The organism is Micromonospora sp. WMMD964, assembly GCF_029581455.1.
Taxonomy (GTDB): domain Bacteria; phylum Actinomycetota; class Actinomycetes; order Mycobacteriales; family Micromonosporaceae; genus Micromonospora.
Window position 1 is genome coordinate 6,096,685 of sequence record NZ_CP120860.1, and the last position, 21,629, is coordinate 6,118,313.

Genomic DNA, 21,629 nt, shown 5'->3' on the forward strand with positions numbered 1-21,629 from the left:
CTGACGCAAACCTCTTGATCAACACGTCGGAGCCGCCGTCGCTGACCGGCATGAGCAGTACGTTGGGCAGGACGGGCTCGCCAGCCGGCGGAGCAGCGCCGGCTGGCGCAGGACGGCCGGCGGGGGCGCTGGCGTGTCGGTCCGGCGCAGCCGGGTAGCCCGGAATAACCCATCACGTCGGTGGGGAATGCGGCACGGCCGGGCGGAGTTGGGGACGAGCATGACAACTGTGGGACTGATCGGCAGCGGCCACATCGGCGGCACCGTGGCGCGACTGGCCGTCGACGCCGGCTACGACGTGGTGCTGAGCAACTCGCGAGGCCCGGAGACCCTCACCGACCTGGTCGACGCCCTCGGCGGGCACGCCAGCGCCGGCACGGCGGAGGACGCGGCGCGCGTGGGCGACCTGGTGGTGGTCAGCGTGCCGCTGAAGGCGTACCGCGCGGTGCCCGTGGAGCCACTGGCCGGCAAGGTCGTCATCGACACCAACAACTACTACCCGCAGCGCGACGGGAACTTCCCGGAGCTGGACAGCGGCGAGACCACCAGCAGCGAACTGCTCCAGCGACACCTACCGGAGTCGCGGGTGGTCAAGGTCTTCAACAACATCTACTTCACGGCCCTGGCCGCGCTGGCCCGGCCGACGGGTGCGGCCGACCGCAGCGCCCTCGCCATCGCCGGTGACGACGAGGCCGCGAAGGCCGAGGTGACGGCCTTCCTCGACCGGATCGGCTACGACGCCGTCGACGTGGGCTCCCTCGCCGAGGGATGGCGCTACCAGCCCGACACCCCGGCGTACGGCACGCTCTACTCCGCCTCGCCGACCGACTGGCAGCACCCGGCCCCGGGCGGCGCCGACGAGCTGCGCGCCGCTCTGGCCGCCGCCACCCGCTGAGCGCCGCCGCCACCCGCTGAGCGCCGCCGCCGCCCTCACGGCGGTCGCCTACCGGGTGGCCGTCCGGAGGGCGGCGGCGAGTTCGTCGTCGTAGCTCGCGAGCGGTCGACCGTTCGAGGCGTACGCGACGAGTCGCCCCTGCGCCATGCTCGCCGAACGGAACGAGAACGTGCGGCTCCCCGGGTACGCGTCGAGCAGCGGAATGACCCGGGGCGGCCCGCCCGGGGCGGAGAAGTATTCCAGTCGGGTCACCTGTGGGGAGACCACCCCGTTGACCCGCACCTTGGTCTTCTCGGCCCGGGTGCCGAAGGTGACCGGCGCGTCGGTGCCGTAGGCGGCGCACTCGACCGGGCCACGGCAGACGAAGAAGTACCGCGGGTTGACCACGTCGCTCAGGGCGTACGCCTTGAAGGTCGGATCCGCCCCGGCGGGCAACGGCTGCACGGCGAAGAACGCGACCGCCACCGCGGCGGTCACGCCCACCCGCAACCATCCCTGTCCGCCCGCCGGCCGGCGGTGCGTCCGGGCCGCGGCGACCGCGACGCCTCCGAAGCCGACCAGGCACAGCAGGCCCACCCCGATCGCCCGGGCGTTCTCGAAGAGGAACTGCACCCCCGGCCGTGTCGACACCGGGCTGAGCACCGCACCCAGCGAGACGACCATGGCGGCGAGCAGCGCTCCCCCAGCTGCCCGCTGGGTGACGCCGGACGCGCCGATCAGCAGCATGGCGGCGAGCACCGGCCACACCTGGTGGTGAGTCCAGGACACCGGGGACGCGGCGACGGTGGCGCAGCCGACGAGCACCGCCGCGTGCCCGGGGCGGCCCTGTCGCGTCAGCTGTCGCGCCCGCAGCAGCGCCGCCGCACAGACGAACGCCACCAGGCCGGCCCAGAGCACCGGCAACGTCGCCTCGGCCAGGCCGACGCGTAGCAGCATCCCGTGCAGGGACTGGTTGCCCGCCGACGCCAGGTTGCCGATGCGTCCGGTCTGCCGCACCGCCTCGGTCCAGTACGTCCAGCTCTCGGCGGGCAGCACGATCCCGGCGACCACCGCGCACGCCAGGAACGTCGCCACCGCCCGGCCCGCGTCGCGGTAACGGCCCGTGGCGAGGAAGTAGACGACGAACAGCAACGGGGTCAGCTTGATCGCCGACGCGACCCCGACCAGGATCCCGCGCAGCCGGGGCGGGACCAGGCCCATCCCGTCGAGCAGGGCCATCAGCACGATGAAGATGCTGACCTGGCCGAAGCGCAGGTTGCTCTGCACCGGCGCGGAGAGCATCAGCACCGTGGCCGCGACCGCCACCACGAGCGGTCGCCGGGACTGCCGGGTGGTCAACGCGACACCGACCGCCCCGGCGACGGCGACGACCGCCGCGCAGGTCGCCACCAGCCAGATCCCCTGCAGTACGCCCTCACTCACGACGGTGATCGGACCCAGCACGAGTGCCGCGAACGGCGGATAGGTGAACGGGCCCCCGTTCTCCGCCGCGTACTCGTACAGCGGCCGGCCGGCACGCAGGTCGGTCAGCGCCCCGTAGTAGATGTGCAGGTCGGAGAGGCGGTCCGGTCGGCTCAGGACGAGCACACAGGACACCAGCGCGACGACGACGAAGGTCGCCCACGCCAGCGCCACCCGGCGATCCCGCATCGACCGAGGATAATCGAGCGAACCCGCCTCCGTCGGCCCCGCCGTCGCTCACCGGCACCCGGGCAGGCGCACCTGAGGCGTCTGCCCTCGGGAGAACGGACCGGGCCGGGCGCGAGCCGGTCCCTAGCATCGACGAATGGCGACGACGAGCACTGCGGCATACGACGCGTACGCGGACTGGTACGAGGGGTTCATCTCCGGCGGCGGCGACTACCTCCAGCGGGTGCACGCGATCGCGGAGGACATGCTCGGCAGGGGCGACGGTCCCTGTCTCGACATCTGCTGCGGCACCGGTGCGCACGCCAGGGTGCCGGCGAGTCTGGGTTGGACACCGCTGGGCGTGGACCTGTCCGGTGGGCAGTTGCGGCACGCGAGCGGGCGACTGCCGGTGGTCCGGGGCGATGCGACGGCTCTGCCGGTCGCCGACTCGTCGCTTCCGGCGGCGATGTGCGTCCTGTCCAGCACGGACATGCCGGACTACCCGGCCCTGCTGCGGGAGGTCGTCCGGGTGCTGCGAACCGGTGGGCGGTTCGTCCACGTCGGCGTGCACCCGTGCTTCGTGGGCGCGTTCGCCGACTGGGGTCGGCATCCGAGAGTCGTGGTCGACGCGCGGTACGCCGACCGGTCGCGCAGTTTCGACAGTTGGAACACCAGCGGCGTCCGGGTGCGGGTCGGTGCCTGGCACCTGCCCCTCGCCGACCTGCTCAACGCGACGATGACCGCCGGCCTCCGGCTGCTCCGGGTCGCCGAGGCAGGGCCGGGCGGCGTGCCGGACCTGTTCGCCTTCGTGGCGATCCGCGAGCGGTAGCTCGGCCGGACCGGGCAGAAACATCGACGTGGCAACTTGCGTCGCAGTCCCGTAAACGGGACCCTGTCTCTGGGTTGTGGCCCGCTCACCGAACGTGCTTCCGGAGGCGACATGCACACGCTCCGTACCGTGCCCCGCCGGCTGCTGGCCGGCACCGGCGCGCTCCTGCTCGGCACCGCCCTCGCTGCCACCGGCGTCCCGGTTCCGGCCGGTGCCGCGACGGCCGCGGACACCGTCGGCTACGTCCGGCTCGCCCACCTCTCCCCCGACACCCCGGCCGTCGACGTCTACCTGGCCGCGCCGGACACCGCGAAACCGCGGGTCTTCCCCGGGGTCGGCTACGGCGTGGTCTCCGACTACCTGGAGCTGGCGCCCGGGCGGTACGCGGTGGCCATGCGCGAGGCCGGCGCCCCCGCGAGCGATCCCCCGGTGCTCACCACCGAGGTCGCGGTGACCAGCGGCGACGCCTTCACGGTGGCCGGTGTCGGCCGGCACGCCGACCTCGGCCTGCGGGTGCTCAACGACGACCTCAGCGCCCCCACCGACGGCCGCGCCAAGGTGCGGGTCGTGCAGGCGTCCGTGCGTACCCCGATGCTCGACGTGGCCGCCGCCGACGGCCCGATGATCGCCGACGGTGTGCAGTTCGCGACGACTACCGACTACCAACAGGTCGAGCCGGGCCGTTGGCGGCTGAAGCTGACCGGTGCCGGCGGTCCGAGCACCGACGCGGAGGTGCGCCTCACCGGCGGCGCGGTCTACTCGCTGCTGGTGCTCGACGGCAAGCAGGGTGGGCTCACCGCCGAGCTGCGCCGCGACGCCGAGGGCGGCACCGTCGTCCCCGCCGGCGGGGTGGACACGGGTGCCGGCGGCGCCGCCCGGACCGGGCTCGACGCGTACCCCCTGGTGGCCGGCGGTCTGGCCGCGGCGGCCGGGGTGGTGGCGCTGCTGCTCTGGCGGCGGCGTCGGCGTACCACCTGGTGAGCGCCGGGCCGGACTCGTCGATCCGGCGGCACCGCGACCGCCGGGTGCCGCTGGCCGCGCTGCTCGCGACCAGCGCGGCGGTGGGCCTCGCCGCCAGCACCGGGGTCGGGCTGGCCGGCACCGGCCCGACGCCGTCGGTCGCGAGCTGGCACCCCGGCTGCACCGACGACTGCCCGTCGGTGGCCGCCGCGCCCACAGCACAGGGCCCACCCACGCGGGTACGCGTACCGCGCATCGGCGTCGACTCCACGCTCACGGTGCTGGGTCTGGACCAGTCCGGGGCGCTGGTCCCGCCCGCCGACTTCGACACCGCCGGCTGGTACGGCGGCGGTCCGGCACCCGGCGACACCGGCCCGGCCGTGCTCGCCGGGCATCTCGACTCGCGACGCGGCCCGGCGGTCTTCGCCCGACTCGGCGAGCTGCGGCCCGGCGACCGGGTGGAGGTGTGGCGCGGCGGGCAGCCGCTGGCGTTCCGGGTGACCGGGTCGCTGCGGACCCGCAAGGACCAGTTCCCGACCTCGGTGGTGTACGGGCCGACGCCCAACGCGGAGCTGCGCCTGGTGACCTGCGGGGGTGCGTTCGATCGGCGAAGTGGGCACTACCGGGACAACGTCGTGGTGTTCGCGGTGGCCGAGACACCCGGCCCGGTCCTGCCGAAGCCCGCGACGGGCTGAGCCGCACCCGGCCTGATCCCCGCCAGAGTCGGCGGCGGTCTAAGCCCCACCGCGCCTGATCCGCCTCACCGTCGGCGGCGGTCCAAGCCCACCGGGCTTGATCCACTCGAGGTCGCCGATCTGGCGGTATTCCCGCGCTCGGATACCGCGTTTTCGGCGACCTCGAGTGGATCAAGGCGCGACGGCGGAGCAGGTCGGCGGCAGGGCGCGGCAGGCTGAGCCGCGCCCTGCTAGATCAACACGGGTTCAAGGAGCCCGGGGTGTCCGCCGCGCTCGGATACCGCGCTTTCCGTGAACGCGAGTGGATCAAGGCCGGCAGCGCGGCCGGGCACGACCGCAGGCCGGGCACGACGCCAGGCCGGGTGCGTCAGAGTGGGCGGCGGCCGGCGAAGCCGCACTCGGCCCGGTGGTACCAGCGCACGTCGGAGTCGCCCTCCAGCCAGCACCAGAGCACCGCGCGACCCTCCCGCTCGCCGGGGAAGTCGAGCAGCACCGGAGCGATGCCCTTGACCTGGATGTCGTGCTGGTGCAACTCGTCGACGACCGCGTGCAGCCGGGCCTCCAGCCCCTTCACCTCGGCCAGCCCGCCGAGGGCACTGACGCCGTGGTCGGCGAGGTCGGCGCGCAGTTCGGCCAGGTCGGCCCGGACCCGGATCAACTCGTCGACGCGCGGTTGCAGCGTGGCCACCAGGTGCCGGGCCTGGGCGAGTGTGAACACCGCGCCAGTATGCGCCACGCCCCGCTCCGCCACGAGCCCGGAACGCTCGGCCGCCCGCACCGCCGCGCGCCCGAAGAGCTCAACCGGCCCGTCCGGAACACCGGATCGGCCCGTCGGCACGCGTTCGGAACACCAGACCGGCCCGCCACGCGCGAAGAAGGCTCAGTCGGCCTGCGCCGCCAGTTCGCGGGCGCGGTCGCGGGCGGCCTCCAGCGCGGCGAGCAGCGCGGCGCGTACGCCGTGCTTCTCCAACTCGCGGATGGCGGAGATGGTGGTGCCGGCGGGCGAGGTGACCGCCTCGCGCAGTTTCACCGGGTGCTCGCTGGAGTCGCGCAGCATCACCGCGGACCCGATCGCGGTCTGCACGATCAGCTCGTGGGCCACCTGCCGGGGCAGCCCGAGCAGGATCCCCGCGTCGATCATGGCTTCGACCAGCAGGTAGAAGTAGGCGGGGCCGGAGCCGGAGAGCGCGGTGACCGCGTCCTGCTGCGACTCGGGAACCCGGATCGTCTGACCGAGAGGCTTGAACATCTCCTCGGCCAACGCCAGGTGGGCACCGGTGGCGTACGCGCCCGCCGAGATCGCGGTCATGGCCTCGTCGACGAGCGCCGGGGTGTTGGTCATCACCCGGACCACGGGGGTGCCGTCGGGCAGCCGACGGCTGAAGAAGCTGGTGGGTAGGCCGGCGCAGAGCGAGATGACGAGCTTGTCGGCCGGCACCTTGGGGCCGATCTCGTCGAGCAGCGCTGCCGCGTCCTGCGGCTTGACCGAGATCGCGAGCACCGCCGCCTCGTCCACCGCGGTCAGGTTGTCGACCACCCGTACGCCGTAGCGGGCGGTCAGCTCCTCGGCGCGGGCCGGCCGGCGGGCGGTGGCCAGCAGTTTGTCCACGGGCCATCCCGAGCGCAGGAGCCCGGAGAGCATCAGCTCGCCGATCTTGCCCGCGCCGATCACCGCGACCGTGTGCACCCCGGCTGACATCTCGGTCGTACCCCCTCGCGTCGGGTCGCGGCGCGGCGGACCCGCAGGCCCGCCGCGCCGCCGACTGTCGATCAGCTGCCGAAGAAGACCTCGGCCTCGGCGTACCGCTCCAGCGGCACGGTCTTCAGCTCGCGGGTGGCCTCGGCGAGGGGCACCCGGACGATGTCGGTGCTCTGCATCGCGACCATCTTGCCCCAGTCCCCGTCGTTGACCGCGTCGATGGCCTGCAGGCCCAGGCGGGTGGCGAGCACCCGGTCGAAGGCGGTCGGGGTGCCACCGCGCTGGATGTGGCCGAGCACCACGGTGCGGGCCTCCTTGCCGGTCTTGGCCTCCAGCTGCTCGGCGAGCCACTGGCCGATGCCGCCGAGGCGGACGTGGCCGAACGCGTCGAGCTCCTGGTTGTGCAGCACCATCTGGCCGTCGAGCGGCTGGGCGCCCTCGGCGACCACGACGATCGGGGCGTACTGGTGCTGGAAGCGCTTCTCGACGTAGCCGGCCACCTGCTCGACGTCGAACTGCCGCTCGGGCAGCAGGATCACGTTGGCGCCGCCGGCCAGGCCGGCGTGCAGGGCGATCCAGCCGGCGTGCCGGCCCATGACCTCGACGACCAGGGTGCGGTGGTGGCTCTCCGCGGTGGTGTGCAGGCGGTCGATGGCCTCCATCGCGATGTTGACCGCGGTGTCGAAGCCGAAGGTGTAGTCGGTGGCGCCGAGGTCGTTGTCGATCGTCTTCGGCACGCCGACGACGTTGACGCCCAGCTCGTGCAGCTTGGTGGCGACGCCGAGGGTGTCCTCGCCGCCGATCGCGATGAGCGCGTCCACGCCCTGCTCGGCGAGGTTGTCCTTGATCCGCTCGACGCCGTTCTCGATCTTGAACGGGTTGGTCCGGGACGAGCCGAGGATGGTGCCGCCGCGGGGCAGGATGCCGCGGACGTCGGCGATGCCCAGCGGACGGGTCAGACCCTCCAGCGGGCCCTTCCAACCGTCCCGGAAGCCCACGAACTCGTGACCGTAGGTGGCGACACCCTTACGGACCACCGCCCGGATGACCGCATTGAGGCCGGGGCAGTCGCCGCCGCCGGTGAGCACGCCGATACGCATGATCCGTCATCCTCCTGGAGCATCAGGTAAAGCCCGATTTGCCCCAGGGTATGTGTCAGGTCAGACCATCGGCGCCGTTGCCGGCCCGGGGCGGGCCGTCACTGCGAACTGTAGTCGGCCCGCAGGTACGGCGACAGCGCGCCCCGGTGGCGACCCGGCTCAGAAGGTCACCTCGTGGTTCTCGCCGGCCTTCGGTGGGCGGCCGGTGACCGCGGCCTTCGCGTAGCCGAGGAGGTTGACCACCGTGCTGCCCGGCGAGTCCCAGTACTCGGCGGAGGTGGCGTGCACCTTGATCAGCGTGAGGCCCGGGGTGTCCAGCCCGCCGGGGAACCAGGCCTTGAGCAGTGGGTTCCACAGCCGTTCGGCCCGGGCCCGGTCGAGCCCCTCGGTGGCGGTCCCGGAGATCGACACCCACGCGTGGTGCTTCTGGTCGGAGAAGGCGACGTTGACCTCCGGGTTCACCCGGAGCTGCCGGACCTTGGCGGAGTCGGAGTAGGCGAAGAACCACAGGTCGCCGTCGAACTCGGCCTCCTGGAGCCCCATCGGCCGGCTCACCTGCCGACCGTCCAGAGCGATCGTGGTGAGCATGCAGATCCGGGCGGCCCGGGCCAGCTCGGTGATCCGGGCACGGGACTCCGCGGCGCTGGTCGGCTCGTTGCTCATGGCACTCTCCTCCGCTTCGGTTCGCCGAACCGATGCCCGGGACAGAACCGGTCAAACCTACGGCGGTACGACCGGCGGTCAGCGGGTCGTCATCGCCCGCCAGCGGGCCAGGTTGTGCCGGGCGTCGACCAGAGCGTCGTGCCGGGCCGCGTCCGCCTCCGGCAGGGTGGGCCGACCCCGGTCGTCCCAGAGCTGCCGCAGCTCCTTGGTGTAGCGGGGGATCTCCCGGGGCAGCGCCGGCATCGCACCCCAGAGCTGGGCGAGCACCACGTGGTCGTACGCGGCGTACCAGGCCCACAGCTCCAGCTGCTCGCCCGGCCGGTCCCGGATCGGCTCGACCAGGAAGTCGTACAGGTCGTCGCGGATGCGCTCCCGCGACCGCCAGGCCCGATCCGCCGGGGAGGGCAGCTTGTCCAGCACGTTGCGGCGGACCCAGGGCACGGCACGGGAGTCGTCGAACTCGGTGGAGACCGCGTAGAACTCGCGGCCGTACTCGTCGACGACACCGATCGAGACGAGGTCGACCGTCGTGCCGTCCTCGATGAACTCGCAGTCGTAGAAGTAGCGGTAGACCATTCCGGCCATCCTCGCCCACCGCCGCGCGACCCCGCCCGGCGGGGGTCCAGCTCGCGACGGTCACGGAAGTGCTTCGAGGGGTGTACAGCAAGCGACCGGACCGTCATGATCTGATGTGTACCGCTACCGGACGCCGAATCGGTGTCAGTTCACCTTGTCAGGGCCATGAGGTTCACCCGGTGAGCGAGTTTGTGGTCCATGACCGGGGAGGGGTTGGGCCGTGGAGATGCGCCTGCCGGAGCCGGGTGACGCGCTCACGGGTGTCGAGATGTTCGCCGGGTTGGAGCCCGAGGTACGGCAGCGGGTCATCGCCGCCGCTGTTCCGCGCACCTACCGCAAGGGCCAGCTGCTCTTCGTGGAGAACGACCCGGGCGAGTCGCTGATCGTGCTGCGCCGTGGCGCGGTGGCGGTCTTCCGCACGGCGCCGACCGGCGAACGCGCCGTGTTGTCGGTGATCCGACCACCGGACGTGCTCGGCGAGGTCTCCCTGCTCGACGCGTCCACCCGGTCGGCGTCGGCCGAGGCCATCGAGGACTGCGCCGCGCTCGCACTCTCCCGGGGCGCGTTCATGGAACTGGTGCACTCCAACCCCCGCATCCTGGACGCGGTGATGCGCTCGCTGGGCGGGCTGATCCGCCGCCTCACCGAGCAGAACGCCGACCACGTCTTCCTCGACCTGCCCGGCCGGGTGGCCAAGACGCTGGTCCGGTTGGCCGGCGAGAGCCAGGCACCGATGATCACGATCGAGCTCAACCAGAGCCAGTTGGCCGAGATGGCCGGCGGTTCCCGGCAGAGCGTCAACCAGGCGATCGGCTCGTTCGCCAGCCGCGGCTGGCTGCGTACCGAGGGGCGACGGATCGTGGTGACCGACGTGGCCGCCCTGCGCCGCCGTGCCGGCATGAACGACCGCTGACCGACCCGGTCCGGGTTCGTCGCCGAGCAGGCGTCCGATGTGGGCGGCTGCCGCCCGTACGCACGGCTGCGCCGGCTGCCAGTGGCAGCCGGCGTCACCGTGCTCGCGGTTCAGCGGGTCGGGCTCAACGGGTCGGGCCGAGCCAGCGGGTCGCACCCGGCCACCGGGCCGCGGTCGACTGGTAGCCGGGGCCCGCCCAGAAACCCGGTCCGGCCCAGAAACCCGGTCCAGCCCAGATGCCCGGTCCGACCCAGCCGCTCGCGGTCGTGGTGGTCGTCGTCGTGGTCGCCATGTCATCTCCCCGATCGATGGGTGGTGCCTGTCTGCCATGACGCTACGACGTGAAGCAGTAGTGCAAAATAGGACAAATCGACATGAATTACTGGCTGAAGGGCGGTTGTTGGCCTCCACACCGCACTGACAAGGTTGCCGCGCCCACCCCTGTTCCAGGGCCCGCGCCGACATACCCGCAGCAGTGAGGAGCCACCGGTCATGTCATTACTCCGCGGCAATGTCGCATTTCGTCGGTACTGGTCGGCGCGGCTGGTGTCGTACACCGGTGACCAGCTGGCCCGGACGGCGCTGTTGATCGCCGTCTACGACCGGCACGGCGGTGCCGCGGTCGCCCTGCTGCTGCTGGCCTCGACGGTCCCCCGGCTGCTCGGCCCGTTGCTCGGCGCCCTGGCCGACCGGTTCGACCAGCGCCGGCTGATGATCGGTTGCGACACCGCACAGGCGTTGACCTACCTCGCCGTCGCGCTGCTCGCACCGCCCCTGCCCGTCCTACTGGCGCTGATCACCGCGGCCACCACGGCCGCCACCGCGTTCACCCCGGCCGGGCGCAGCCTGCTGCCCCGCCTGGTCGAGCGTGAGCAACTGCCGGCGGCGAACGCGCAACTCGCGACGGGCGTCAACATCGGCATCGCCGCCGGGCCGGCGGTCGGCGGCCTTCTGCTGGCGACCCTCGGGCTGACCACCACACTGCTCGTGGACGCGGCGACCTTCGTGCTCTCGGCACTGCTCATCGGCGGGGTCCGGACGCTCTCGGCGACCACGACCCGCCGGTCCGAATCGCTGCACAGCGTGCTGCGGGAAGGGCTGCGGGTGGTCCGCGGACACCGCGTCGTCCGCGCGGTGTCGGTCGGATTCCTGGTGATGGTGGCCTTCGCCGCGCTGGACAACCTCGCCATCGTCCCCCTCGCACGCGCCGAACTGGGCGCCACCGAGGCGACGATCGGTTTGCTGGGCACCGCCTACGGCGTCGGCATGGTGCTCGGTCCCATGTGTCTCGCGAGAACCGGCGTACGCATCCGGATGGACCTCGTCCTCTACGGCGCGCTGCTCGCGCTCGGCGTCGGCACGCTGGTGACCGGCCTCAGCCCGGTGATCGCGCTGGTCATCGCGGGCCAGGCGGTGGCCGGCGTCGGCGCCGGCTGGCACAACGTCGCCGCCGACACCCTCATCCAGCAGAACGTGCCGGCCGACCGGCTCGGCGTGGTGTTCGGCACCGTCTACATGTTCCCGTACGCGGCGGAGGCGCTGGCCTACGCCGTCGGCGCACCGCTGCTGGCGGCGGCCGGGCCACGATGGGTGCTGGTCATCTCGGGGTTGGGTGTGCTGGCCACCCTGGGGCTGATCGCTCCCCTGCTCACCCGGGCCCTGGGACTACGGCTGCCCGTGCCGGGCAGGTTCGCACCGGCCAACGGGTGAGGCTGCCCAACGGGTGCGGCCGGCGGACCACTGGTCCACCGGCCGCACCCGGACGATCAGTTCTCCTTGCTGTCGGCCGGCGGCGCACCCGGCCCCGGGCCGATCTTCTTCGGGTCGGTCGGCTTTCCGGCCGTGGACGTGCTCGACGAGGTGGTCGTGGTCTCCCCCGACCCACCCGACTGACCCTCAGGCTCTTCCACCATGCCCTGCTCCTCCAGTTCGGCAAGAGTGGCCGCATCGACGTCGATCGTGTCGCCCGGCGCCCATGACGTGCCACCCGGATCGGTCCACGAGGCGGACAGTCGTACCTGCACGGCACTCTCCCTGATATGAAACTTCCTGGTACGGAACAGTAGCCCCGACCGATCGATGACGTTGCCCGTCCGCACGTCGGGTACCCGACTAGGCGGGTGGGGCGCGATACTGACCTCTTTCGCCCACGGAGCTGACCATCGACCTCAAGTGTGGACACTGCGCACGCGCAGCCGGGCCGGACGATCGCTTCTGCGGCGGGTGTGGCCAGCCGCTCGGGGTCACCTGTGCGCACTGCGGGCACGCCAACAGCACCGAGGTCAACTTCTGCACCGCCTGTGGCCAGCCACTTCGCGATCACGTCGTGGTGGTGCAGGAGGACCGGCGTCAGGTCAGCGTGCTCTTCGTCGACATCGTGGACTTCACCCGGTACGCGGAGCGGGCCGACCCGGAGCAGGCCCGCAGCCTGCAGCAGGGCTACTTCGCCACCGTGCGCCGGATCGTGCACCAGTACGGCGGCGTCGTCGAGAAGTACATCGGCGACGCGGCGATGGCGCTGTTCGGCGCGCCGGTGGCCACCGACAACGACGCGCTGCGGTGTGTCCGCGCCGGTCTGGAGCTGCAACGGAGCCTGGCCCGGCAGCCCGCCGGTCCGCAGCCGCCGCTGGGCTTCCGGGTCGGCATCGCGACCGGCGAGGCTCTGGTCGACCTCTCGGCGACCCGCGACGGCGGGCAGGCCTTCGTGACCGGAGACGTGGTCAACACGGCCTCCCGGTTGCAGGCGTTCGCGCCGCCGGGCGGTGTCGTCGTCGACGAGAGCACCTGGTCGGCCACCCGACACGAGATGGAGTACGCGGACCAACCACCGGTCACCCTGCGCGGCCGGTCCGCGGTGAGCCGGATCTGGTTGGCCGTCCAGGTGCGACCACATCGGGATCCGCGGGCCGTCGAGTTGACCCCGATGGTGGACCGGGAGCACGAGCGTGGCCTGCTGGTCAACGCGCTGCACCGGATGGTGACCGAGCGGACCTCCCAGTTGGTGACGGTGTTCGGCCCGGCCGGTGTGGGCAAGAGTCGACTGCTGCGCGAGCTGACGCGGCACGCCGCCAGCCTGCCCGGGCCGCCGATCACCTGGCTCGTCGGGCAGTGCCCACCGTTCGGCGAGAACGTCACCTGGGCCGCACTGTCGGACATCGTCAAGACCTGGGTGGGCGTGCCGGAGGTCGACGACGCAGCCGCGCTACGCGAGCGGCTGCGGGCCCGGCTGGGGCAGCTCGCCGACCCGCACGCGACCCGGCTGGCCGAGGCGCTCGGGCCGCTGATCGGCGTACCCGGCGAGCGGCTCACCCCCGGCGAGACCGAGGCCGCCTGGCGGCGGTTCCTGCTCGCCCTGGCGACCACCGGGCCGACCGTGCTGGTCTTCGAGGACATGCACTGGGCCGACCAGGCGATGCTCACCTTCGTCGAGCAGTTGGGTGCGTCAGCCCGTGGCGTACCGCTGCTGGTCGTCGCGACCGCCCGGCCCGAACTGAGGGAACGGCACCCGGCCTGGACCGGGACGATCAGCGGCGCGATGTCGATTTCCGTGCCGCCGATGCACGACACCGACATCGACACGCTCTACTCGCTGCTGCTCGGACAGGCCACGCTGCCCTCCAGCTCCCGTACCCCGCTGATCGAGTTCGCCGACGGCAACCCGCTCTACGCCCAGGAGTACGCCCGCATGCTGCTGGACGGGGGCCTGCTCGACACGGTCGGCTCCGCCGCCCGCCTCGACCTCGACGGCGGCGCGGAGATGCCCCGCACGGTGCAGGCGGTCATCGCCAACCGGCTCGACCTGCTGGACCCGGCCGACCGGGCGGTGCTCCAGGCCGCCGCAGTGGTCGGCGTGCAGTTCTGGGCCGCGCCGGTGGCGACGGCGCTGGGGCGGCCGGTGGAGTGGGTGGAGCGTGCGCTGGACCGGCTGCAACGCCGCGACCTGGTGTACGAGCAGAGCACGTCGACGATGCCCGGCCAGTCCGAGTACCGGTTCCGGCACATCCTGGTGCGCGACGTCTGCTACCAGCGGCTACCGAGGGCCGAGCGGGTGCTGCGCCACCAACGCACCGCCGACTGGATGGCGCAACTCGCCGACGGCCGGCAGTACGACCTGGCCGAGGTGCTGGCCAACCATCGCTGGGCGGCCCACGAGATCGCCCGGACCGTCGGGCTGGACACCGCCCCCTACGCCCCGGCGGCGCGGGCCGCGCTGCACCGGGCGGCCCGCCGGGCGTACGAGCTGCACGCGCTGGACACCGCCGCCGCGCTGGTCGGCCGGGCGCTGACCCTGGACGTCGGGCCGGACCCGGCGCTGGAGCTGTTCGACGCCGAGCTGGCGTTCTATCGGGACGGGGACGCCTTCCTGGTGCAGGGCGGCACCGACACCCTCACCCGGTTGGCCGAGCGGCTCACCGTGAGCGGCGACCGGACGGGTGCGGCACGCGCCTGGACGCTGCTCGCCACCGCCGCGTGGAGTCGGGCCGACCGTTCGGCGACCCTGCGCTGCCTGGACGAGGCGATCGGCATCTACGGCGACCTGCCGGACAGCCAGGAGAAGGCGGGTGCCCTGCTGGAGCTGGCCCGGGTGCACATGCTCAACGCGGAGACCGAGCCGGCGTGCACCGCGGCGCGGGCGGCAGCGGCCCTGGCCGAGCGCCTTCAGCTACGGGAGGTCCAGGCCAACGCGCGGATCACCCTGGCCGTGGCGCGCTACCTGGCCGGTGCCGCGTCGGCGTTCCCAGAGCTGACGGAGGTGACCGAGCACTGCCGGGTGGAACGGCTGACCAGTCGACGTCGGGCGGTGCAGAACCTGGCCTGGGCGTTGCAGGAGGAGGGTGACCTGGCCGGCTCGGCCCGGTTGGTCGACGAGCAGCTCACCCTCGACCTGGGCGGTGAGCACAGCCTGGCCACCAGCTTCGCCGACCAGTGGGCGCGGTCGTACTACGCCGGTGACTGGACGGCGGCGCTGGCGATGGCGGCGGAGTCGACCCGCCGGCCGACTGCGGAGTGGGACCTGCACATCGTGGCGGTCTCGGGCTGGATGCGTGGGCTGGCCGGCGCCGAGCCGGGTGTGGCTACCGGGCCGGACGAATCCGGTGCGGACCTCATCGAGCAGGCGCTGGACGCGGCGCGGCGCAGTGGATTCCACCGGGTGCTGCGGTCCACCCTGGCGCACGCCGCGCTCTGCCGCGCGGTGCAGGGCCGCCGGGCCGAGGCGATGGCGCTGCTCACCGAGTTGGACGAGGACTGGCGGCGGACCCGGATGATCCCGTTCGCCGAGTGGGTGCCGGCCGTCGGGCACGTCGCCGGGGTGCTCGGCGCGGACGCGGCCCGGCTGGTCCGGGAGATGCTCGACCATTCGCCCCGGACGACCCCGTGGGCTCGCGCCGCCGGTCAGGTCGCCGACGCCACGCTGGCCCGACACACCGGGGACCAGGCAACCGCCGCCAGCCTGTTGCGGTCGGCGGCGGCGAGCTACGCCCGGATGACCGATGTGACCGACGAGATCATCACGCTGGCACTGGCGGTCGGCCCGCTGAACGAGATCGACCCACCGGCCGCCACGGCGGCCCGCGCCCGCCTGCACGAGTTCGCCACCCGCCATCACGCCCCCGCCCTGCTCCACCTGCCCTGACCGTCGACCGGGCCGGTGCGGGCAGTGGTCAGGCGGCCACCGCCGCCACGGGCTCCTTGAGCTTCTGCGCGTAGACGTCGACGTACTCCCGGCCGGAGAGCTCCATCACCTCGTACATGACCTCGTCGGTGACCGCGCGCTCGACGAACCGGTCGCCGGCCAGGCCCGCGTAGCGGGAGAAGTCCAGGGGCGCGCCGAAGCGGACCCGCACCTGGCCGACCCGCGGGAGGAGCCGGCCGGGCGGCTGGAGTTCGTCGGCGTTGAGCATCGCCACCGGCACCACCACCGCCCCACTCTCCAGGGCGAGTCGGGCCACGCCGGTCTTGCCCCGGTAGAGCCGCCCGTCCGGGGATCGGGTGCCCTCGGGGTAGATGCCGGCCACCCCCTGAGCACGCAGCACCCGCAACTGGGTGTCCAGGGCGGCGCGGGCGGCCTGACCGCCGGAGCGGTCCACCGGGATGGTCCCGGTGCCGACGAAGAACATCTTCATCAGCCGGCCCTTGATCCCCTTGCCGGTGAAGTACTCCGCCTTGGCCACGAAGGTGACCCTCCGCGAAACGATCAACGGGATGAAGATCGAGTCGAAGAAGGAGAGGTGGTTGCTGGCCAGGATCACCGGCCCGGTCGCCGGCACGTGGTGCAGGCCCTCCACCTGCGGGCGGAAGATCAGCCTGAGCAGCGGACCGAGGAGCACGTGCTTCAACAGCCAGTAGAGCACCGGCGTCCTTTCCCGTGGTGTGCCCGCGACCGCGTCAGGCCCGGGGACGCCGCCGCCAGGCCGCCGCCGCGAACCTGCCTTCCGACCCGGTTCGAGTGAACGGGTCGACATTCATCTAGGTGATCCTCTCAGAGGAGAGCCACTTCCGACTCGTCGAGTGCGGGCTTGATCCACTCGATTTCGCCGATGTGCGGCTATCCCTGGCGCTGGGATACCGCGAGTTCGCCGAACCGGGTCACCGCAGTGCCGGGTCCACACTCGCGCCGGCAGGTCGGCGGGCCGCGCACGGCGGGGCGGGGCGCCCCGGCGTCGACGATCACCGAGATCGCACGTCTCGCGCAAGAACGGACAAAGGACCCCCGCCGCGACCTGCGGCGGTAGCCGTGACTTTGGAAGACGCGACACAACGCACTCCCGGAACCATGCCCTGACGTGTCACGATTCAGAGCACGGCGTGCCGTCGGGCGCCGAGGGGCAGGGGTGGCCGCGCCGGAAGGCGCGTTAAGGGGGAGTCCGGGTGTCAGCGGGTGGGGCCCGCCGGGGACGGCGGGACAACGGGCTCGACGCGAACGAGTACGCCGTCGTCGGCGATGTCGATCCGCGCGTCGGTGAGCACCTGCTCGACGTGCTGGCCGCCGGTGGGATCGCCGCCTACCTCCAGCCCTCCGCCGACCTCAACCCGGTCACCCGCACCACCACCGTTCCGGCCCGGCCGGTCGACCGGCTCTACGTCGACCGCTCGCATCTGACCACCGCACGGGACTACCTCACCCAGCTCGCCGACGAGGCCGCTCCGGAGCAGCCGCCGGCCCGCGACGAACCGGACATCGACGCCGAGTGGGCGCGGATCGTGGCCGGCTTCCACACCACCTCGTCGACCGACGAGCACCCGTGGCCGGCGTCGGAGAACGTCGATGAGCGGGACGAGCCGACGGCTGGTCCGCTGGCCCGCTCCGGGGCGGACGAGCCGGGCCCGACCGCCACCGACGTCCGCCGGATGCCGTCCGCGACCGATATCTCGGGCATCTCGGTCGGTCGCGGCGCTCGCCCGGACGAACCGTCGCTGCTGGACGGGCTGGACACCTTCGGCGCCGACCTGCCCGACGACGAGGACGACGACGAGGGCTACCACCCGCCCCCGCCGCCGCCGTTGCCAAAGGTCAGCAAGTACGCGGTGGTCGGTGTGCTCGGCGTGGTCATCGGGTTCGTGCTCTTCCTCTTCCCGTGGCTGCTCCCGGTGGACCGGTCGGCTGTCACCCTGTTCGGGTTCACCGGCATCCTGGCCGGTTTCGTCACGCTGATCTGGCGGCTGCGCCCCGGCGACGAGGACGAGGACGACCCGGACAACGGCGCCGTCGTCTGACCCTCGCCCGCATTCCGGGACGGCAGCGACCTGCCGATGCCGTAACAGTGGTGTAACTTACTGTCAGTAGGAATACCGCTGTACGTCACTTCCCCCGCTGACTGACCGGTTTTCCCTTGCTCGTGGCGGTCAGTCCTCTGCTGATCGGAATGCCCGAGATGCGACAGAGTTCCCTCGTGGTGGTCGCCAACCGCCTTCCCATCGACGACAGCCAGGCCCCCGACGGGGCCTGCGAGTGGCGGCGCAGCCCGGGTGGGCTGGTCAGCGCGCTGCACCCGCTCCTGCGGCACACCCCGGCGACCTGGGTCGGCTGGGCCGGCGGCACCGGGCCCGCCCCCACCCTGCCGGACGTGGACGGCGTACGGATGCACACCGTCGCGCTCAGCGCGGAAGACCTGCGCGACCACTACGAGGGGTTCGCCAACGCGACTCTCTGGCCGCTCTACCACGACGCCGTGGAGCAGCCGGAGCACCACCGGCGGTGGTGGGAGGCGTACCAGCGGGTCAACCAGCGGTTCGCCGAGGCGACCGCCCAGGTGGCCGAGCCGGGAGCGGTGGTCTGGGTGCAGGATTACCACCTGCAACTGGTTCCCGGTCAGCTCCGCGCGCTCCGCCCCGACCTGCGCATCGGGTTCTTCCTGCACGTGCCGTTCCCGCCGCCGGAGCTGTTCATGCAGCTCCCCCGCCGTGCCGAGCTGCTGCGCGGCATGCTCGGCGCCGACCTGGTCGGCTTCCAGCGGGCTCAGGCGGCGCACAACTTCGCCCAACTGGTGACCCGGGTGCTGGAGCTGCCCGCCACCGACCGGCGGATCGGCGTCGACGACCGGGTCGTCCGCATCGGCGCGTTCCCGGTCTCCATCGACACCGCCGAGATGGCCGCGCTGGCCGCCCGACCGGACGTGGCCGCCCGCGCCCACCGCCTGCGGCAGGACCTCGGCGACCCTCGACAGGTCATCCTCAGCGTGGACCGGATGGACTACACCAAGGGCATCGAGCAGCGCCTCAAGGCGTACAGCGAACTGCTCGCCGCCGGCGACGTCAAGGTCCGCGACACCGTGCTGGTGCAGGTCGCCATGCCGAGCCGGGAACGCGTCGGCCAGTACCAGATCCTGCGGGAGCGCATCGAACGCGAGGTGGGCCGGATCAACGGCGAGTTCGGCCGCGTCGGCGAGCCGGCGATCCACTACCTCACCCAACCCTTCGACCGGGCCGAGCTGGCCGCCCTCTACCGGGTCGCCGACGTGATGGCGGTGACCCCGCTGCGGGACGGGATGAACCTGGTCGCCAAGGAGTACGTGGCCGCCCGGGTGGACGACGACGGTGCGCTGCTGCTCAGCGAGTTCGCCGGCACCGCCGCCGAGCTGTCCCAGGCGTACCTGGTCAACCCGCACGACCTGGAGGGGCTCAAGCAGGGTCTCCGCGCGGCGCTGCGGGCCAGCCCGGAGGACGTCACCCAGCGGATGCGGGCCATGCGCGCCCACCTGCAGCAGCACGACATCCGGGCCTGGGCCCGCTCCTACCTGCGCGCCGTGGACGAGGGCGGCGCCCTGGTCAGCCGCCTGTCCGGCACCGACGCGAACGCCGACGGCGCAGCCCGGGTGCCCCGACCCGCCACTCCCGCCGGCAGCCCGGCGGGCCACCAGGCCGGCGGCTGACCGCCGGCCTCAGTGCGCGGCGGGCTCCTTCTCCAACCAGTCCAGGATCGCGTCGATCGGCTCCGCCCAGCGCGCGTCCAGCATCAGATCGTGACCCATGCCGGGGAAGAGCAGCGGGGCCGAGCCGTACCGGCGGGCCACCCGGGTCAACGTCGACGCCGGCACCACCCGGTCGTCCGGGCTGCCCAGCACCAGCACCGGCGGCGCGCCCACGGCCGGCTCGGCCTCCGGCTCGCTCAGCAGCGTCCACTGCGCCCGCCGGCTGGCCCGACCGAGCCGCCCGACGTGCCGTCGCGCCTCCTCGTCGGGCAGCTCGCGACTGAACAACTGCCCACGGTTGAGCCGCAACGGCCCGCCGAACACCGCCGGCAGCGTGCCCGCCGGGTTACGACGCAGCGCCGCGCCCAGCACTCCCCAACCGCCGAAGACCGGCGCCACCAGCACCGCGCCCCGCGCCGGGTAGCGGGCCAACGCGTGCGCCACGACCAGCGCCCCGGCGCCGTGCCCCACCAGCACCGTCTGCCGTGGCAGGCTCGCGGCCACCTGGACCACGTCATGGGTGTACGCGCGCAGCGTCGCCTCCGGCGCGGGCTCGCTGCCGCCGTGCCCCCGCAGGCTCACCGCGTACGCCGGGAAGCCCCGCGACGCCGCGTGCCCCAGCCAGTGCTCGGCGAACGCCCACGCGCCGTGCCCGAAGCCGGGCACGAAGAGCAGCGGCGGACGCCCCTCCTCGTGCTCGGGCAGCGCGCTGAGCACCTCCCGCCGAACCGGCCGGACCGGACGTGACCACTCCCGGCCCCGCATGATCCGCAGCTCGGTCACTTGCCCTCCAGGTCGACTAGGGCGCGCTGGACGGCGCGCAGGTAGTCGGCGTGGCCGACCTCGAACCAGTGCCGGCTGCTCTCCTTGACCTGCCCGGAGTAGCGTTCCCCGGCCCGCTCCCGCACCCGCTGGGCGAACGCGGCGGCCCGCTCCGGCCGGTCCCGGCGGGCCTGGAGCACCCGGGCGAAGAGCACCGTCTGCCAGTGCGACAGGGTGAACAACCCGGAATCCGGCTGGACCAGGCCGGCGACCGCCAGCGTCGGGTGCCCCGGGGTGAACGCGTTGAGCCACAGGGTGGGCCGACCCGCCCCCGCGCTGTCGCCGAACACCGACGCGTCGAGGAACTCGAAGCGCGGCAGGTAGCCGGTGGCGAAGATGACCACCTCGGGGTCGATCTCGCGGCCGTCGGCCAACTCCACGGCGTACGGGTGGAACCGGGCGATGTCCGGCACCGGGCCGATCCCACCGTGGCCCACGTAGTAGACGAGCTGGCTGTTGGCGATCGGGTGCGTCTCGTACACGCGGTGGTCGGGCTTGGGCAGGCCGAAGCGGGTCAGGTCGCCCACGGTCAGCCGCAGCGTCCAGTGGTAGAGCCACTGCCGCACCCGCAGCGGCACCCGCAGCGCCAGCAACCTGTCGTTGATCTGGTCGGCGGGGCGGCCCAGCACGTACTTCGGTGCGTACCAGTAGCCGCGCCGGGTGGAGTGCCAGCAGCGCGACGCCTGCTGGGCGGCCTCGACGGCGATGTCGCACCCGGTGTTGCCGGCACCGACCACCAGCACCCGCTTGCCGCGCAACTGCGCCGGGTCCTTGTAGGACGAGGCGTGCATGATCTCGCCGCGGAACTCCTCCAGCCCCTCGTAGCGGGGCAGCTTCGGCGACCAGTTGTGACCGTTGGCGATCACCACCGCGGCGTACCGGGAGGTGCGCTCCGGGCCGTACCCGCCGGTGGAGCGGGTGGTCACGTCCCACCGCTCCCCGGGAGCGGGCTCGACCCGGACGACCTCGGTGCCGAACCAGATGTGCGAGCGCAGGTCGAAGTGGTCGGCGTACCGCTCGAAGTAGGACAGCAGCTGACTGTGGTGCGGGTAGTCCGGCCAGGAGTCCGGCATCGGGAAGTCGGGGAACTGGGTGAACGGCTTCGACGAGATCAGGTGGGTGCTGGCGTACACCGGGCTGCGGTCGTGCCGCCAGTTCCAGGCGCCGCCGACGCCGGTCTCCCGCTCGTAACAGTCCACGCCGAACCCGTGCTCACGCAGGTTCTTGATGGCCGTCAGGCCGCTGGCCCCGGCCCCGATGACGCAGACCGTCTCGCCCCGGTCGGAGACCGGGTGACCGTCGCCGCTGCTCAGCGCCGACGGGATCGCCTCCGGATCGGGCCGGCCGTGGTCGGTGGAGGTGGACACCGAAACATCTCCTTTTGGTACGGCAGGCGTGCCGGTCGCCGCGAAATCCTCTCCACAACGACGCCGGATGT

At 72.7% G+C, this 21,629-nt stretch carries 20 protein-coding genes; 9 read left to right on the top strand and 11 right to left on the bottom strand.

The annotated features are described in order from the left end of the window. Positions 1-220 precede the first annotated feature (220 nt). Positions 221-895 carry an NADPH-dependent F420 reductase gene (locus O7616_RS27680; protein ID WP_282304660.1) on the top strand — a complete coding sequence of 225 codons (675 nt, stop codon included), beginning with the start codon at positions 221-223 and terminating at the stop codon, positions 893-895. 48 nt (positions 896-943) lie between these two features. Here O7616_RS27680 and O7616_RS27685 read toward each other — a convergent pair whose 3' ends face one another. Then, positions 944-2,545: a glycosyltransferase 87 family protein gene (locus tag O7616_RS27685; protein ID WP_282304661.1), complete on the bottom strand. Its 1,602-nt coding sequence runs from the start codon at positions 2,543-2,545 to the stop codon at positions 944-946. Between the two features lie 136 nt (positions 2,546-2,681). On the opposite strand from O7616_RS27685, the gene O7616_RS27690 reads away from it, so the two are divergent. The 3 genes from O7616_RS27690 (at position 2,682) to O7616_RS27700 (ending at position 5,008) form a co-directional block, all read left to right on the top strand. Continuing rightward, positions 2,682-3,353, top strand: a complete 672-nt coding sequence (locus tag O7616_RS27690) for a methyltransferase domain-containing protein (RefSeq protein WP_282304662.1) — start codon at positions 2,682-2,684, stop codon at positions 3,351-3,353. Between the two features lie 111 nt (positions 3,354-3,464). After that, on the top strand, positions 3,465-4,334 hold the full coding sequence (locus O7616_RS27695; RefSeq protein ID WP_282304663.1) for a DUF4397 domain-containing protein: 870 nt from the start codon (positions 3,465-3,467) through the stop codon (positions 4,332-4,334). Then, positions 4,331-5,008 carry a class F sortase gene (locus tag O7616_RS27700; protein WP_282304665.1) on the top strand — a complete coding sequence of 226 codons (678 nt, stop codon included), beginning with the start codon at positions 4,331-4,333 and terminating at the stop codon, positions 5,006-5,008. The genes O7616_RS27695 and O7616_RS27700 overlap by 4 nt, the downstream gene beginning before the upstream one ends. Positions 5,009-5,375: 367 nt before the next feature. On the opposite strand, the gene O7616_RS27705 is transcribed toward O7616_RS27700, so the two are convergent. From O7616_RS27705 to O7616_RS27725, 5 genes are all read right to left on the bottom strand, one after another. Continuing rightward, the gene (locus tag O7616_RS27705) at positions 5,376-5,726 is read right to left on the bottom strand and encodes a DUF2203 domain-containing protein (protein WP_088988371.1); all 351 of its coding nucleotides are present in this window, start codon (positions 5,724-5,726) and stop codon (positions 5,376-5,378) included. A gap of 162 nt (positions 5,727-5,888) precedes the next feature. Then, the gene (proC, locus tag O7616_RS27710) at positions 5,889-6,707 is read right to left on the bottom strand and encodes a pyrroline-5-carboxylate reductase (protein ID WP_282304666.1); all 819 of its coding nucleotides are present in this window, start codon (positions 6,705-6,707) and stop codon (positions 5,889-5,891) included. Positions 6,708-6,778: 71 nt separating this feature from the next. Continuing rightward, positions 6,779-7,807 carry a 6-phosphofructokinase gene (locus tag O7616_RS27715; protein ID WP_282304667.1) on the bottom strand — a complete coding sequence of 343 codons (1,029 nt, stop codon included), beginning with the start codon at positions 7,805-7,807 and terminating at the stop codon, positions 6,779-6,781. 159 nt (positions 7,808-7,966) lie between these two features. Further along, on the bottom strand, positions 7,967-8,470 hold the full coding sequence (locus O7616_RS27720) for a pyridoxamine 5'-phosphate oxidase family protein (protein WP_282304669.1): 504 nt from the start codon (positions 8,468-8,470) through the stop codon (positions 7,967-7,969). Between the two features lie 78 nt (positions 8,471-8,548). After that, entirely contained in the window at positions 8,549-9,046 is a 498-nt protein-coding gene (locus O7616_RS27725; RefSeq protein ID WP_282307745.1) for a polyadenylate-specific 3'-exoribonuclease AS, read from the bottom strand. A 220-nt stretch (positions 9,047-9,266) separates the two neighbouring features. Here O7616_RS27725 and O7616_RS27730 point away from each other — a divergent pair, with 220 nt between their 5' ends. Then, positions 9,267-9,959 (top strand): Crp/Fnr family transcriptional regulator, encoded by a 693-nt coding sequence (locus tag O7616_RS27730; protein WP_007463121.1) that lies wholly within the window; start codon positions 9,267-9,269, stop codon positions 9,957-9,959. Between the two features lie 124 nt (positions 9,960-10,083). Here O7616_RS27730 and O7616_RS27735 read toward each other — a convergent pair whose 3' ends face one another. Continuing rightward, the gene (locus O7616_RS27735; protein ID WP_282304670.1) at positions 10,084-10,251 is read right to left on the bottom strand and encodes a hypothetical protein; all 168 of its coding nucleotides are present in this window, start codon (positions 10,249-10,251) and stop codon (positions 10,084-10,086) included. A 200-nt stretch (positions 10,252-10,451) separates the two neighbouring features. On the opposite strand from O7616_RS27735, the gene O7616_RS27740 reads away from it, so the two are divergent. Further along, positions 10,452-11,669 (top strand): MFS transporter, encoded by a 1,218-nt coding sequence (locus tag O7616_RS27740; RefSeq protein ID WP_282304671.1) that lies wholly within the window; start codon positions 10,452-10,454, stop codon positions 11,667-11,669. 56 nt (positions 11,670-11,725) lie between these two features. Here O7616_RS27740 and O7616_RS27745 read toward each other — a convergent pair whose 3' ends face one another. Then, positions 11,726-11,983 (bottom strand): hypothetical protein, encoded by a 258-nt coding sequence (locus O7616_RS27745; RefSeq protein WP_282257521.1) that lies wholly within the window; start codon positions 11,981-11,983, stop codon positions 11,726-11,728. Between the two features lie 137 nt (positions 11,984-12,120). Between O7616_RS27745 and O7616_RS27750 the strand changes: the two genes are divergently transcribed. After that, positions 12,121-15,594 (top strand): adenylate/guanylate cyclase domain-containing protein, encoded by a 3,474-nt coding sequence (locus tag O7616_RS27750; RefSeq protein WP_282307746.1) that lies wholly within the window; start codon positions 12,121-12,123, stop codon positions 15,592-15,594. Positions 15,595-15,622: 28 nt separating this feature from the next. Here the strand turns inward: O7616_RS27750 and O7616_RS27755 are convergent, their stop codons facing one another. Then, positions 15,623-16,312 carry a lysophospholipid acyltransferase family protein gene (locus tag O7616_RS27755; protein ID WP_282304672.1) on the bottom strand — a complete coding sequence of 230 codons (690 nt, stop codon included), beginning with the start codon at positions 16,310-16,312 and terminating at the stop codon, positions 15,623-15,625. 517 nt (positions 16,313-16,829) lie between these two features. On the opposite strand from O7616_RS27755, the gene O7616_RS27760 reads away from it, so the two are divergent. Continuing rightward, the gene (locus O7616_RS27760) at positions 16,830-17,675 is read left to right on the top strand and encodes a DUF308 domain-containing protein (RefSeq protein ID WP_282304673.1); all 846 of its coding nucleotides are present in this window, start codon (positions 16,830-16,832) and stop codon (positions 17,673-17,675) included. A 158-nt stretch (positions 17,676-17,833) separates the two neighbouring features. Further along, positions 17,834-19,330, top strand: a complete 1,497-nt coding sequence (locus tag O7616_RS27765; protein ID WP_282304674.1) for a trehalose-6-phosphate synthase — start codon at positions 17,834-17,836, stop codon at positions 19,328-19,330. Between the two features lie 9 nt (positions 19,331-19,339). Here O7616_RS27765 and O7616_RS27770 read toward each other — a convergent pair whose 3' ends face one another. Both O7616_RS27770 and O7616_RS27775 read right to left on the bottom strand, forming a co-directional pair. After that, positions 19,340-20,134: an alpha/beta fold hydrolase gene (locus tag O7616_RS27770; RefSeq protein ID WP_282264814.1), complete on the bottom strand. Its 795-nt coding sequence runs from the start codon at positions 20,132-20,134 to the stop codon at positions 19,340-19,342. A gap of 14 nt (positions 20,135-20,148) precedes the next feature. Then, on the bottom strand, positions 20,149-21,558 hold the full coding sequence (locus tag O7616_RS27775) for an NAD(P)-binding domain-containing protein (RefSeq protein ID WP_282257517.1): 1,410 nt from the start codon (positions 21,556-21,558) through the stop codon (positions 20,149-20,151). Positions 21,559-21,629 lie beyond the last annotated feature (71 nt).